Raw genomic sequence first — 12,985 nt, forward strand, 5'->3', positions numbered from 1 at the left:
TCAGGGTTTTTCCTGCAACAGGCGGGTGCGGTAGTCATCCAACTGGCGCATGACGTCCGGGTTGGGCTGCGGTGTAACCTGCCGCAGGTTGTGCAAGGCCCGAATAATGGTGCCAATAACCACAAGGCGGGCGTACCATTTGTGGTTGGCCGGTACAATAATCCACGGCGCATGGGGGCGCGCAGTCTGGGCAATGGCATCCTGATAAGCGGTTGCGTAATCGTCCCAGTATTCACGCTCATGCAGGTCCGAGGGTGAAAACTTCCAGCGTTTTTCAGGAACATCCAGACGGGCCAAAAGGCGTTGCCGCTGCTCCTCGCGTGAGATGTTCAAAAAGAACTTGACCGTACTACCCTACGTGTGCCTTGGCGGCTCAGGTAATGTTCAAGATGCCGGATGTCGCTGTAGCGCCCTTTCCAGAATTCTGGTGTGTTGAGTGCGCCCGGAATGTGTCCGTTCTTGAGCAGCTCAGGGTGTACACGGCTGACCAGAACATCCTCATACTGGCTACGGTTGAAAATGACGATGCGGCCAGCCTGTGGGGCAGCAGCATGAATACGCCATAAAAAACCGTGCAGCAGATCGGTCGGACCGGGCTGTTTGAAGGACGTTACAGCCACCCCCTGCGGATTGACCCCGGACATGACGTGCTTGATTGTGCCATCCTTGCCCGCGGCATCCATGCCTTGCAGGATGATAAGGACCGAGTGGGTCTGGTTGGCGTACAGTAGTTCCTGCAGATTCTGTAACAGGCCTTTGACCTGCCGGAGGAGTTTTTTGCCTATTTCCTTGTCCAGGCCCAGATGCCCATCATCGTCGGGGTTGTGGTCGGTGAGCTTGAACTGGCTACCATCTGTTATTTTGTAACTGTCCAGAGCATTGAGGAAGCGGGTGAGGGTGTTCATGGACATGTGTCCCGGAAATTGATCTGTATGTGTCGCTCGCATAGAATTACAGACAACAGATGAGCTGGCAATCTTGCCAAAAAAGGAAGTGTTTCTCATATCTTTAGAGATGGCATTCGTAAACACCACCCCAATTGACCCCGTTGTAACGGATAATGGCCTTTCTCTGGCAGGTATGCTGCTGGTGGCAACGCCTATGCTCGGGGGTACCCCGTTTGGACAGTCCCTTATTTATATGTGCAGCCATACGCCAGACGAGGGGGCTATGGGGCTTGTTGTGAACAAACGCCTGCCTCGACCAGATTTTGATGATCTGCTGGAGCAGTTGCAGATTGAGCCCGTGCCGCCTGTACGGCGGATTGGGCTGTGTGCTGGCGGCCCGGTGGAAGAGGGGCACGGGCTTGTGCTGCATTCCGCAGACTGGAGCGGAATGGATAGCCTGCGTGTGACGGATAACATGGTGGTCACATCCAGCATGGATGTGTTGCAGGATATAGCATCGGGCGGTGGGCCGCAGGATGCCCTGTTGGCCATGGGGCACGCGGGCTGGTCCGCAGGACAGCTTGAGCAGGAAATTGTTCAGCATGACGCCTGGTTTGTGGTGCCAGCTACGCGGGAACTGATTTTTGGGATGGATCATACCGTCAAATGGCGGCGTGCTCTGGCTTCCATCAATATTGATCCAGCGCGGATGACCGGCCAGACCGGCCGTGCCTGAATGACCTAGCCTCAGGCAGCAGCTTAAGTGGCCGGGCTGTTAGGTCAGTAAGGTTCGGCCCGTGTGGCCTCGGCTGGTTTTCTGGCCCAACGCCACGCGCTGATTCCCTGCCGCGCCAGTTCGCGGTGCATGATCATGATGGGCCATTGGCCAGAGCCTTGGTAGTGCCCCATGCCATCAGGCGCAGACAGGCGCTTGGCCAGAGCTTCTACCATTGTGACGGAGCGGTGCCTCCCCCCGGAGCAGCCAATGGCGATTGTGGCGTATTTTTTACCTTCCTGCACAAAACGCGGCAGGACCAGTTGCAGCATGGCGTGAATCTGGTTGAGGAAGGGCAGGTAGTCTGGGTCATGCGTCACATAGGTTGCAACATCGGCATCCAGCCCGGTTTTAGGGGCTAGTTCAGGCACATAATGCGGATTTCGCAGAAAGCGGGCATCAAATACAATATCGGCTTCCCGTGGCAGACCAGCCGGATAGGCAAAGGACATAAGGGTAACGGTCAGCCCTTCACTTACGCCGCCTTCCCATGGGCTAAACCGGCTTTCCACAAATTGGCGCAGGTCAGGCGGGGGCATGTCTGTTGTATCAATAACCAGATCGGCGGCGGCCCGTAGGGGGGCGGTCAGGGCGACTTCGGCCTCAATGCCTTCTTTTACGCTGCTATGTGGGGCCAGTGGGTGCCGCCGCCGGGTGGCGGTATAACGGCGGAGCAGCACACTTTCGTCCGCTGTGGCGTATATCAGTTCCACGCGCAGGTTGGGGTTAACCCGTAGGCGGGCCAGTGCCTCCAGCACGGCGGATGCATCAAACCCGCGGGTGCGGGAATCGACCCCAATGGCCACAGGTCGTTCTGCCCGCGCCACAATATCGTCCAGCATACCAAGTGGCGGGTTGTCGATCACTTCGTGGTCAAGGTCTTCCAGAATCCGCAGGATGGAAGACTTGCCCGCCCCGGACAGACCAGACACCAGCAGAATGCGGCGTGGAACCGACGTATCATCCGCCATGTGCATGGACGGCACTTCCTTTTTACTGTCCGATAAGGTGCACGCCCTGACCGGGCCGTTTGTGGCAAATGGCGTGCAATCCGGATGCGGCGTCAGTTTAAAGCAGTTTTATGATGGAAGAGAAGGCATTCTGTTCAGACCTGCTATACCTGACGTTAATCAACAGGGCCTACAAACCTGTGGTGGCGCATTTGTTACGAAAGAGAAAATTGCGGTTCCTGAATGGCTGCCTTACATCATTATTCCGTGATGAAAGATAAAACCCTGACACGGAACACACGTTCTGTCGCCAGTCGTCCGCGTGTCGTGCAAACGGCGGCCGGCTTTGAGCTTGCCGGTTTGTATGCCCCCCAGTTCCGGACGATGGAACTGGTTGATCAGTGCCGGGCGGCCTTTGAGGAAGCCATCCCCCTGTTGGCAGCGTATGATCTGACATTGCGTGATGTCAGTCGCATTGTCTGCCATATTGCTGACGCGGATGAGTTTCCCGCCAGTTTTCCTGTTTTCCGCCAGTTCTTTTCGAACACTTCTCCGGGCATGACAATGATGTGGCTCAAGGATGCCCCATCTTCCGTGCCTAAAATTATGTTCGACCTGATTATTAATGTGCCCGAAGAAGAAGAGCTGGAAGCCGAGGCCGGGTTTTAGGCCTCCAGCCAATAAGCTGGCTAGCGTTGGGGCGTACTGATGACGCGGGGGAGCTCAATAATAAACTGGGCTCCCTTTATGTGCCCCTTATGGTCATGCAGATTTTCCACGGCAATATTGCCATGCAGCGCCTCTATGATCTGGCGGCTGATGGACAGGCCAAGACCGGAATGCTGGCCAAAGTTCTCGTTTTTCGGCCGTTCGGAATAGAAGCGGTCAAAAATCGAATCCAGCTTGGCCTGCGGTATCCCCGGCCCTTCATCCGAAACGGAAATGCTGACCATTTTGCCGCTGGCCGCAGCGTGCAGGATAATCTGCCCATTGGGTGGGGAAAACGATATGGCATTGCCAATAAGGTTGCGGAGCACCTGCACCAGCCGGTCTTCCACCGCCAACGCGGTCAGCGGATGTTCGGGCGTGTCGTCCTGAACATCGGTGACAATAATGGGCTGCCCGTCTTGCCGTGTGGCCTGATGAATTTCCGCCAGAACAGACAAAAGCTGACCAACAGCAACAGGCCTTGCCTTGGCGCGTGACATTTCCGCGTCCAGTCGGCTGGCGTCGGAAATATCGGTAATAAGCCGGTCCAGCCTGCGCACATCGTCGTTGATAATGGTTAGCAGACGGCGCTGCTGGTTCAGATCCTCTATGCGCAGCAGGGTTTCGATGGCGGAGCGGATTGAGGTGAGCGGGTTTTTAATCTCGTGGCTCACATCGGCGGCAAACCGCTCAATGGCATCCATACGTTTCCACAAGGCCTGTGCGCTGGCCTGTAGGGCGCGGGCCACATCGCCAATTTCATCACGTCGGGCTAGCAGCCGGGCAGGGACCGTACCTGTGCGCCCTGTTGTATCCCGCATGACCTGCGCAGAGGCAGCAAGGCGCAGCAAAGGCCGTGCAATGGTGAGTGAGAGGTACCATGAGAGCAGGACCGTCAGCACCAACGCCAGAAAAAAGAGTGAGAGAATGGTTGAGCGGATGGCGAATAGCGAACGATCCACCTGTGATGCCACACGGGTTAGCTGAATAATACCAACCGTCCACCCGTCACGCATAACGGGTTCGGCCACGGTAATAATCAGCCTGCCACGTGCGGTACGGCGAATATACGGCGGCGCCTCGGGCGGAGGGTGGTCGGTGCCATCCAGCAGGGGAGGATGTGCCGGACGGTCGGGAATATCTTCCTCATCGGTGTTGAGGGTGACAATGCCGGGGTTATGGCCGGACCATAGCCAAGTCAGAAACCGTTCGTATATGCCGGGCTGGAACGCGGGTGGAAACGGAATGGTGTGGGAATGGAAGTGGTGCGGCTCAGGCGGTGTGTCCTGCGTGTCGGCAATATCTATCAGATTATCGGCCACCAGCCGCCCGTCCGGGCCAAATAGGCGGGCGTGTGCATTGGGGCTTGGTTCGGTCAGGCGCTGGAGCAGGGGGCGCGCCAGAGCGCCCTCCAACTCGTAACCCCGGTCCTGTAGCTGGGTAGCATGGGGGTGCGTGGCATGTACGGCACTCTGCCCCAGAGCGCCTGCATAAATGCGCGCCTGTTCACGCAGGGCCGTGACCTCGGTCGCCAGCAGGCTGTTGCGAAACTGGTTGAGGAACAGGACCGTTAGCCCCAGCAGAGCCAGCGGCAGAATGTTGACCAGCAACACACGGCGCATAAGTGGGGAGATCAGCCGGGTGCGGGAGGCCTGATAAGCCGCCGTAGCCTCTATGCTGCCATTATGCGGGCGTTGGCCGGGCATCCGCAGGCTGCGGGCCTGCCGGAACAGAAATGCCAGCAAAGGGGGGCGGGGCGGTTGGTCATGCCCGTGGGTCAGTCTTCCTTATAGCGGTAGCCAATGCCGTACAGGGTCTCAATCTGGTTGAAATCATCATCAACCTGCCGGAACTTCTTGCGGACACGCTTGATGTGGCTGTCGATTGTCCGGTCGTCCACATACACGGTGTCCCCGTATGCCGCGTCAATCAACTGGTCGCGGGATTTGACCAGACCGGGGCGCTGGGCCAGCGTTTTGACCAGTAGGAACTCCGTTACGGTCAGGGGGACATCCTCCCCTTTCCATGTGCATTTGTGGCGAAGCTCATCAAGCGAGAGGTTGCCGCGTGTCAGTGCGCCGCCCCCGGCTGGTGCGCCGTTGGCTTCCGCCCGGCTGACCTCGTTACGGCGGAGTAGGGCACGGATGCGTTCCAGCAGAAGGCGCTGGGAGAAGGGCTTGGTAATGTAGTCGTCGGCCCCCAGACGCAGCCCCATGAGCTGGTCAACCTCCTCATTTTTGGAGGACAGGAAAATGACAGGCAGGTTGGAGCGGGTGCGCAGGCGCTGCAACAGTTCCATGCCATCCATGCGGGGCATTTTGATGTCCAGAATAGCCAGATCAACCGGGTAGGCCGTCAGCCCCTGCAATGCCGATTCGCCATCCGTATAGGTGCGGACGTTAAAACCCTCTGCTTCGAGCGTCATCTGAACCGATGTCAGAATATTGCGATCATCATCAACCAGCGCAATTGTCTGCTTGGTGCGCTCTGTCATCGTGTGTGTGTTCCTTCCCTTGCCATCAGCGCAAGCTGTTTAGCTTAGGCGCCGCAGGCTTCCAATGCCAAGAGGGCGAATGGTGTGATGCACGCTTTTTTGCGGTCAAAACCTGCCATGTGCAAAATCCTGCGTTGCAGAGGGTCTGCGGGTCTTGTCGGCAGGGGCGGTGTTGCCTACTTCATGATGCATGACCCACGATACAGAACCCACACAGGTCGAGACCCCGGTAGATCCGGCTCCGGCCGAACAGGCAGCGCCCCAGAATGAGGGGAATGCCGAGAGTGCAGCCGATGCACGCGTGCAGGACCTTGAACGCACCGTAACGGAGTTCAAGGAAAAATGGCTCCGTGCGGAAGCTGAAAACCAGAACCTGATGGCCCGCGCCAAGCGCGACGTGGAAGATGCCCGCCAGTACGCGGTGCAGAAATTTGCGCGCGATGTGGTGGAAGCGGCGGAAAACCTTCGCCGTGCGCTGGACAACCTGCCTCCCCCGACCGAGGGTGAGGATACGGTTGTGACCAAAATGCGCGAGGGGATTGAAAGCACGGAACGTTCCTTCCTCTCCATTCTGGAGCGGCATGGAATCAAGTGCGATAGCCCGACTGGCAAGGCGTTTGACGCCAACCTGCATCAGGCTATGGCGGAGCAGCCCAGTGCGGAGCATACCCCCGGTACGGTCATGCAGGCGTGGACGCCCACATGGACCCTGCATGGGCGTCTGCTCAAACCTGCCATGGTGGTCGTAGCCAAGAGCGCAGACGGGCAGTAACGCTGTGGGCGGGAGATAAAAAAACCTTCCCGCCGAGTGGTTTTTCCTCCTTGAAAAAGGGAAAACCGCACCATACATCAGGCTTGTCATTCGGGTTGTGCCCCGATGTCTGTCAGGGCACAGTCGATTACGATAAAAAAGGGCTTTATCTGATGCTTCGGGTCGGGTGAAGTCGCTAAAAGGAGCACGAAATTGAGCAAAGTCATTGGTATCGACCTTGGCACCACCAACTCTTGCGTTGCAGTGCGTGAAGGTAACGAAACAAAAGTCATCGAAAACAGCGAAGGCGCACGCACAACGCCGTCCATGGTCGCTTTCACCGAAGGTGGTGAAATGCTGGTTGGGCAGGCAGCCAAGCGTCAGGCCGTTACAAACCCGGCCAACACCCTTTATGCTGTCAAACGTCTGATCGGTCGTCGTTTTGATGATCCGACCGTCCAGAAAGACAAGGAAATGGTGCCCTACGCCATTGTCAAAGGTGACAATGGGGATGCATGGGTTGAGGCGCGCGGCAAAAACTATGCCCCCTCGCAGATTTCCGCCTTCATTCTGGGCAAGATGAAGGAAACGGCAGAAGCATATCTGGGCGAAAAAGTCTCGCAGGCCGTGATTACGGTTCCCGCTTACTTTAACGATGCACAGCGTCAGGCAACCAAGGATGCCGGTCGTATTGCCGGTCTGGAAGTTCTGCGTATCATCAACGAACCGACCGCAGCAGCTCTGGCTTATGGGCTAGAAAAGAAGAGCGGCGGCACCGTGGCAGTTTATGACCTTGGTGGCGGTACGTTCGACGTTTCCGTGCTGGAAATTTCCGACGGTGTGATCGAAGTGAAGTCCACCAACGGTGACACCTTCCTTGGTGGTGAAGACTTCGATAACCGCGTCATTGGTTATCTGGCAGATGAGTTCAAGCGCGAACAGGGCATTGACCTGCGCTCTGACAAGCTGGCTCTGCAGCGTCTGAAGGAAGCAGCAGAAAAAGCCAAGATCGAGCTGTCCTCCTCCAAGGAAACCGAAATCAACCTGCCGTTCATCACGGCCGATGCGTCCGGTCCCAAGCACCTTGTGGTCAAGCTGACCCGCGCCAAGCTGGAAAGCCTTGTGGATGACCTGATCAGCCGCACGCTTGAGCCTTGCAAAGCTGCGCTGAAGGATGCCGGTCTGTCCGCTTCGGGGATTGATGAAGTCATTCTGGTCGGCGGTATGACCCGTATGCCCAAGGTGATCGAAACGGTTAAGGAATTCTTTGGTAAAGATCCTGCCCGTAACGTGAACCCGGACGAAGTGGTGGCCATTGGTGCAGCCATTCAGGGTGCGGTGCTCAAGGGTGACGTTAAAGACGTCCTGCTGCTGGACGTTACGCCGCTGTCCCTCGGGATCGAAACGCTGGGTGGTGTGTTTACCCGTCTGATCGACCGTAACACCACTATTCCGACCAAGAAGAGCCAGGTGTTCTCCACGGCGGAAGACAACCAGAACGCCGTGACCATTAAGGTCTATCAGGGCGAGCGTGAAATGGCGGCCGACAACAAGCTGCTTGGTAACTTCGACCTGACCGGTATTCCCGCAGCACCGCGTGGTGTTCCGCAGATTGAAGTGACGTTCGACATTGACGCCAACGGCATTGTCTCTGTTTCCGCCAAGGACAAAGCGACCGGTAAGGAACAGCAGATCAAGATCCAGGCATCTGGTGGTCTGTCTGACAATGATATCGAAAAGATGGTCAAGGACGCAGAAGCCAACGCAGCAGCCGATAAGGCCAAGCGCGAACAGGTGGAAGCCCGTAACAATGCGGAATCCCTTGTGCATCAGGTCGAAAAGTCCCTGTCCGAAGTGGGCGACAAGGTGCCCGCAGCAGACAAGACCGAAGCAGAAGGCGCTATTGCCGCTGTTAAGTCCGCTCTGGAAGGCACGGATACGGAAGCCCTCAAGAGCGCAACCGAACGTCTGACTCAGGCCGCCATGAAGGTGGGTGAAGCCGCCTACAAGGCTGGTCAGGAAGCTGAAGGTGCAGAAGCCGGTGCAGCCGGTGGTGCCAAGGCAGACGAAAAAGACATCGTTGACGCCGACTTTGAAGACGTAAACGAAAACAAGAAGTCCTGATCGGACGCATGCAAATCCTGAGGCCATGTAACAGCGTGGCCTCAGTGCATCATCTTTCTGGCGTCCGTGCTTTTTATAAGGCGGACGCCTTTTTACATTTTACATCTGGACAGATGCTGTGCTCATGCAAGAGGCAGCCCCAAGAGGACTTTCATGGCTACTCAGCTTGATTATTACGAAATTCTTGAGGTAAGCCGCACGGCTTCTGCCGAGGAAATTAAAAAATCCTATCGTAAGCTAGCCATGAAGTTTCATCCTGATCGCAATCCGGGGGATGATACGGCGGAAGCCAAGTTCAAGGAAATTAATCAGGCGTACGATGTGCTCAAGGATGAGCAGAAGCGTGCAGCGTATGACCGTTTTGGCCATGCCGCGTTTGAAGGCGGTGGTGCTGGCCCCGGTGGGTTTGACTTCAACGGTTTTGGCGGTGGTGGTCTAGGTGATATTTTCGAACAGATGTTCGGGGATATGATGGGCCGCCGCGGCGGTCAGGCCCGCAGAGGGAACGATATTCAGACCCACGTGGAAATCACGCTGGAAGAAGCTTTTTCTGGTGTCGAAAAAGATGTGCGCGTTATCACCCGTGTTGCCTGCGAGTCCTGCCACGGCACCGGGTCCAATAGTGGCGCCTCCGGGGTGGAAACCTGCCCTAGCTGCCATGGGGCTGGTAAGGTGCGTGCGCAGCAGGGTTTCTTTGTTGTGGAGCGGGCCTGCCCGACCTGCCATGGTGCTGGCCGTGTGGTTAAAGACCCCTGCAAGGCCTGCCATGGGGAAGGGACTGTAGAGCAGGAACGCAGCATAGCCGTCAAAATCCCCGCGGGTGTGGAAGATGGCACGCGTATTCGCCTCACAGGTGAAGGCGAGGCTGGTGGCGATGGCGTACCAGCGGGTGACCTGTATGTGCACGTGTCTGTTTCCGAGCACTCCATTTTCCAGCGGGATGGCGCCAATGTGTATTGCCGCGTGCCGTTGAGAATGGCGCAGGCCGCACTGGGTACCGAAATTGAAGTGCCGGTGATTGATGGTAGCCGCACCAATGTCAAAATCCCGGCAGGCACGCAGAGCGGGGCGCATTTCCGCCTGCGCGGCAAGGGCTTTTCGGTCCTTCGGTCCAGTGCGCGCGGGGATATGTATATTCAGGTCTCGGTGGAAACGCCGCAGGTGCTGACCAAGCGCCAGCGTGAACTGCTGGAGGAATTTGAAAAAGAAGCGGGCGAGGATGTAAAGCATAGTCCGGAACACACCGGCTTTTTCCGTCGTGTACGCGACTTTTTTGAAGGATCGGAATAAAGCAGATGCGTATTGGCATTGCAGGCATAACCGGGCGCGTAGGGCGCCTGCTGGTTGAGGAAGTTCAGGCTGCGGGTGCAGTTCTGGCCGGCGGTACAACCCGCACACCGGATCGGGCCGAGGGGTTGCCTGCGGCCTGCCCCCTGTTTGCGGATATGTCTGCACTGGCGGAAGTCTGTGATGTGGTGATCGACTTTACCCATGCAGATACGGTTGTTGCCAACGCACAGGCTCTGGCAGCCAAAAAAGTTGCGTGGGTTCTTGGTACGACCGGTCTGTCCGCACAACAGAATACGGCGGTGCTCAAAGCGGCAGAACATGTTGCTGTTGTCCATGCCGCCAATTTCTCTCCCGGTGTTACGCTGGTGCAGAGGCTTGCACGAATGATGGGGCAGGCTCTGCCGCCAGATGCGTATGATGCGGAAATTGTGGAAATGCACCACAGGCAGAAGGTCGATGCGCCATCCGGCACCGCCCTGGCCATAGGGCGGGCCGTTGCTTTGGGCCGTGGTGTGGCGCTTGAGGATGTGCGGGAAAGCGGGCGTGATGGCCATACTGGCCCCCGGCGTGAAGGGGCCATTGGCTTTGCGGCGTTGCGTGGTGGGCAGATTGCGGGAGAACATGACGTTCTTTTCACATCCGCGGATGAGCAGATCACACTGTCCCATCGTGCGTTTGACCGGCGCATCTTCGCCACCGGTGCTGTGCGGGCTGCACTCTGGGTAAAAGGGCGGGAAGCCGGTCTTTACAGCATGGAAGACGTGCTGGGCCTGCCTCCCTTATAAGCTTTATTCTGGCGGGTTAGACGGTGCCCCGCGTCTGGCGCAGGGCTGAAAACAGGGACTTGCTTCTTGCGTCGGGGGCGTATGGCTCTTGACCATTGCTTTCTATCCCGCCATACGGTCCCGTCCCCTTTTTTTGGGGATGGTTACCTGTTTCCTTTTTTCACTGGCGTGGGGCGAACGGCACCATCATGCGTAAAGACGGCGATTTTCTGTTTACTTCGGAATCAGTTTCTGAAGGTCATCCCGATAAGGTTGCTGACCGGATCAGCGATACCGTTCTGGACGCGTATCTGGCGGCAGACCCCGAAGCCCGCGTGGCGTGTGAAACGTTGGTAACGACCAACCGTATTGTTCTGGCTGGCGAAGTCCGCGGCCCGGCTTCTGTCACATCCGACCACCTTATCCATCTGGCTCGTGAGGCCGTGAAGGATATTGGCTACGATCAGTCTGGCTTCTCATGGCGTCATGCCGAGGCTTCCAACTACCTGCATGCTCAGTCCGCTGATATTGCAGTCGGTGTGGACAGCACGTCTGACAAGGACGAAGGCGCTGGCGATCAGGGCATCATGTTCGGTTATGCCTCTAACGAGACAGACACCCTCATGCCTGCGCCGCTGTATTATGCGCATCGCATCCTGCACACCATCCGTGATCTGCGTCGCGCGGGTGACCCGCGCGTTGCTGGCTTGCAGCCCGATGCCAAAAGCCAGGTGACCCTGCGTTACGTAAATGGTCGTCCGGTTGGCGCCACCTCTGTTGTGATCTCCACACAGCATGATGAAGGTGCGGACCAGAACGTTCTGCGTGAACGTCTGCTGGACGTAACCCGTGGCGTGCTGCCCGAAGGTTGGATGCCCCCGGAAAACGAATTTTACGCCAACCCGACCGGCGTGTTCGTAATCGGTGGCCCCGATGGGGACTGCGGTCTGACCGGCCGTAAGATCATTGTGGACACCTACGGTGGTGCAGCCCCGCATGGTGGTGGCGCGTTCTCCGGTAAGGACCCAACGAAGGTTGACCGCTCTGCGGCTTATGCCTGCCGTTACCTTGCTAAGAACGTTGTTGCCGCTGGTTTGGCTGACCGCTGCACCATCCAGCTCTCCTACGCTATTGGCGTGTCTCACCCGCTGTCCGTTTACGTGGACCTGGATGAAAGCGGCAAGGATGTGGATGAAGCCCGTCTGGGTGAAATCCTGCGTGAAGTCATGGATCTGACACCGCGCGGTATCCGCAAGCATCTGCGCCTGAACCGTCCGATCTACGCAACGACATCCGCTTATGGCCACTTTGGCCGTACGCCGGACGACAAGCTGGATACCTTTACGTGGGAACGCACCGATCTGGTGGACTCCCTGCGCAGCGCCCTGAAGCGCTGATATAAAGGTAGCGTGTTCATGACGGAGGCAAAAGGTCAGGTCGTTGCTGGCCAGCCCGAAGCAGTGGATGTAAAACCCCCGCCGGAAAGGCTGTATGGCCGCCAGCGTGGGCATCCGCTACGCCCCCGTCAGGAACGCCTGCTGGACGAAACGCTGCCACGTCTGCGGTTCCCGCTGGACAAGGCAGCGGACCCAGCTTCTGTTTTTGGCCAAGTGCCAGAACAGATCTGGTTTGAGGTTGGCTTTGGTGGGGGCGAGCATGTGCTGGCCCAGACCAAGGCACATCCAAAAGTTGGCTACATAGCCTCCGAAGTTTTCCATAACGGTCTGTGTTCCCTGCTGAACAAACTGGTGCCTGTGGAGCAGGAAGCAACGGCTCCTCTGCCGGATATGCTCCGGCTGTGGGATGATGATGCACGCCTTGTTCTGCGCGCATTGCCTGATGCCAGTCTGGACCGTTTGTTCCTGATGTTCCCGGACCCGTGGCCCAAGGCCCGCCATGCCAAACGCCGCTTTGTGCATCCGCAGAATGTGGAACTTTGCGCGCGCGTGCTCAAACCCGGTGCCGTCTGGCGCGTTGCCAGTGACGACCCGACCTATCAGGCCTGGGTGCGGGAGGTCATGTCCGCCCAGCCATACTTCGAGGCACCGGAACCTGCCACGGTTCGCCCCGATGGGTGGTTTCCTACCCGGTATGAGGCCAAGGCTATAGCCGCAGGTCGCCAGCCGCTTTACTGGACGTTTACGCGCCGTTAGGCGCAGGTCCATCTTCTTTCCCTCGGCTGGTTGCCCACGCGCGACATGTTGGCTAATCAGCCGCATTACGTTTTTTGCCGTGCGAAAGG

General features: G+C 57.6%; 12 protein-coding genes and 1 pseudogene. 9 read left to right on the plus strand and 4 right to left on the minus strand.

Going from position 1 to position 12,985, the window contains the following annotated elements; all coding sequences use genetic code 11:
* Positions 1–905 (minus strand): annotated as a pseudogene (locus AGA_RS03485) (PPK2 family polyphosphate kinase).
* Positions 906–1,014: 109 nt separating this feature from the next.
* On the opposite strand from AGA_RS03485, the gene AGA_RS03490 reads away from it, so the two are divergent.
* On the plus strand, positions 1,015–1,623 hold the full coding sequence (locus AGA_RS03490) for a YqgE/AlgH family protein (RefSeq protein WP_059023045.1): 609 nt from the start codon (positions 1,015–1,017) through the stop codon (positions 1,621–1,623).
* A gap of 44 nt (positions 1,624–1,667) precedes the next feature.
* Here AGA_RS03490 and rapZ read toward each other — a convergent pair whose 3' ends face one another.
* Positions 1,668–2,639 (minus strand): RNase adapter RapZ, encoded by a 972-nt coding sequence (gene rapZ, locus AGA_RS03495; protein ID WP_059023046.1) that lies wholly within the window; start codon positions 2,637–2,639, stop codon positions 1,668–1,670.
* Here rapZ and AGA_RS03500 point away from each other — a divergent pair.
* Both AGA_RS03500 and AGA_RS03505 read left to right on the plus strand, forming a co-directional pair.
* Positions 2,638–2,883, plus strand: a complete 246-nt coding sequence (locus AGA_RS03500; RefSeq protein ID WP_059023047.1) for a hypothetical protein — start codon at positions 2,638–2,640, stop codon at positions 2,881–2,883. The two genes, rapZ and AGA_RS03500, sit on opposite strands and share 2 nt — an antisense overlap.
* The gene (locus tag AGA_RS03505) at positions 2,883–3,281 is read left to right on the plus strand and encodes a RidA family protein (protein ID WP_059023048.1); all 399 of its coding nucleotides are present in this window, start codon (positions 2,883–2,885) and stop codon (positions 3,279–3,281) included. The genes AGA_RS03500 and AGA_RS03505 overlap by 1 nt, the downstream gene beginning before the upstream one ends.
* A 20-nt stretch (positions 3,282–3,301) precedes the next feature.
* On the opposite strand, the gene AGA_RS03510 is transcribed toward AGA_RS03505, so the two are convergent.
* Positions 3,302–5,026 carry an ATP-binding protein gene (locus AGA_RS03510; RefSeq protein ID WP_059024621.1) on the minus strand — a complete coding sequence of 575 codons (1,725 nt, stop codon included), beginning with the start codon at positions 5,024–5,026 and terminating at the stop codon, positions 3,302–3,304.
* 71 nt (positions 5,027–5,097) lie between these two features.
* The gene (locus tag AGA_RS03515) at positions 5,098–5,814 is read right to left on the minus strand and encodes a response regulator transcription factor (protein ID WP_048854165.1); all 717 of its coding nucleotides are present in this window, start codon (positions 5,812–5,814) and stop codon (positions 5,098–5,100) included.
* A gap of 190 nt (positions 5,815–6,004) precedes the next feature.
* On the opposite strand from AGA_RS03515, the gene AGA_RS03520 reads away from it, so the two are divergent.
* The 6 genes from AGA_RS03520 to trmB all read left to right on the plus strand — a co-directional run bounded on the left by AGA_RS03520 (position 6,005) and on the right by trmB (position 12,896).
* Positions 6,005–6,586: a nucleotide exchange factor GrpE gene (locus tag AGA_RS03520; protein ID WP_059023049.1), complete on the plus strand. Its 582-nt coding sequence runs from the start codon at positions 6,005–6,007 to the stop codon at positions 6,584–6,586.
* A 192-nt stretch (positions 6,587–6,778) separates the two neighbouring features.
* Entirely contained in the window at positions 6,779–8,689 is a 1,911-nt protein-coding gene (gene dnaK, locus AGA_RS03525) for a molecular chaperone DnaK (protein WP_059023050.1), read from the plus strand.
* A 153-nt stretch (positions 8,690–8,842) separates the two neighbouring features.
* Positions 8,843–9,979, plus strand: coding sequence for a molecular chaperone DnaJ (gene dnaJ, locus AGA_RS03530; protein ID WP_059023051.1), 1,137 nt, complete (start codon positions 8,843–8,845; stop codon positions 9,977–9,979).
* The gene (gene dapB, locus AGA_RS03535; protein WP_172793756.1) at positions 9,970–10,764 is read left to right on the plus strand and encodes a 4-hydroxy-tetrahydrodipicolinate reductase; all 795 of its coding nucleotides are present in this window, start codon (positions 9,970–9,972) and stop codon (positions 10,762–10,764) included. The genes dnaJ and dapB overlap by 10 nt, the downstream gene beginning before the upstream one ends.
* 188 nt (positions 10,765–10,952) lie before the next feature.
* Positions 10,953–12,140, plus strand: coding sequence for a methionine adenosyltransferase (gene metK, locus AGA_RS03540; protein ID WP_059023053.1), 1,188 nt, complete (start codon positions 10,953–10,955; stop codon positions 12,138–12,140).
* Positions 12,141–12,158: 18 nt separating this feature from the next.
* Positions 12,159–12,896, plus strand: a complete 738-nt coding sequence (gene trmB, locus AGA_RS03545; protein ID WP_059023054.1) for a tRNA (guanine(46)-N(7))-methyltransferase TrmB — start codon at positions 12,159–12,161, stop codon at positions 12,894–12,896.
* Positions 12,897–12,985 lie beyond the last annotated feature (89 nt).

The organism is Acetobacter ghanensis (genome assembly GCF_001499675.1).
In the GTDB taxonomy this organism is placed as follows: domain Bacteria; phylum Pseudomonadota; class Alphaproteobacteria; order Acetobacterales; family Acetobacteraceae; genus Acetobacter; species Acetobacter ghanensis.

Excerpts from the sequence above, each read along its gene's own strand:
- AGA_RS03490 (WP_059023045.1), top strand. The coding sequence starts at position 1,015 with ATGGCATTCGTAAACACCACCCCAATTGACCCCGTTGTAACGGATAAT.
- AGA_RS03500 (WP_059023047.1), top strand. The coding sequence starts at position 2,638 with ATGGACGGCACTTCCTTTTTACTGTCCGATAAGGTGCACGCCCTGACC.
- rapZ (WP_059023046.1), bottom strand. The coding sequence starts at position 2,639 with ATGCACATGGCGGATGATACGTCGGTTCCACGCCGCATTCTGCTGGTG.
- AGA_RS03505 (WP_059023048.1), top strand. The coding sequence starts at position 2,883 with ATGAAAGATAAAACCCTGACACGGAACACACGTTCTGTCGCCAGTCGT.
- AGA_RS03510 (WP_059024621.1), bottom strand. The coding sequence starts at position 5,026 with ATGCCCGGCCAACGCCCGCATAATGGCAGCATAGAGGCTACGGCGGCT.
- AGA_RS03515 (WP_048854165.1), bottom strand. The coding sequence starts at position 5,814 with ATGACAGAGCGCACCAAGCAGACAATTGCGCTGGTTGATGATGATCGC.
- AGA_RS03520 (WP_059023049.1), top strand. The coding sequence starts at position 6,005 with ATGACCCACGATACAGAACCCACACAGGTCGAGACCCCGGTAGATCCG.
- dnaJ (WP_059023051.1), top strand. The coding sequence starts at position 8,843 with ATGGCTACTCAGCTTGATTATTACGAAATTCTTGAGGTAAGCCGCACG.
- metK (WP_059023053.1), top strand. The coding sequence starts at position 10,953 with ATGCGTAAAGACGGCGATTTTCTGTTTACTTCGGAATCAGTTTCTGAA.
- trmB (WP_059023054.1), top strand. The coding sequence starts at position 12,159 with ATGACGGAGGCAAAAGGTCAGGTCGTTGCTGGCCAGCCCGAAGCAGTG.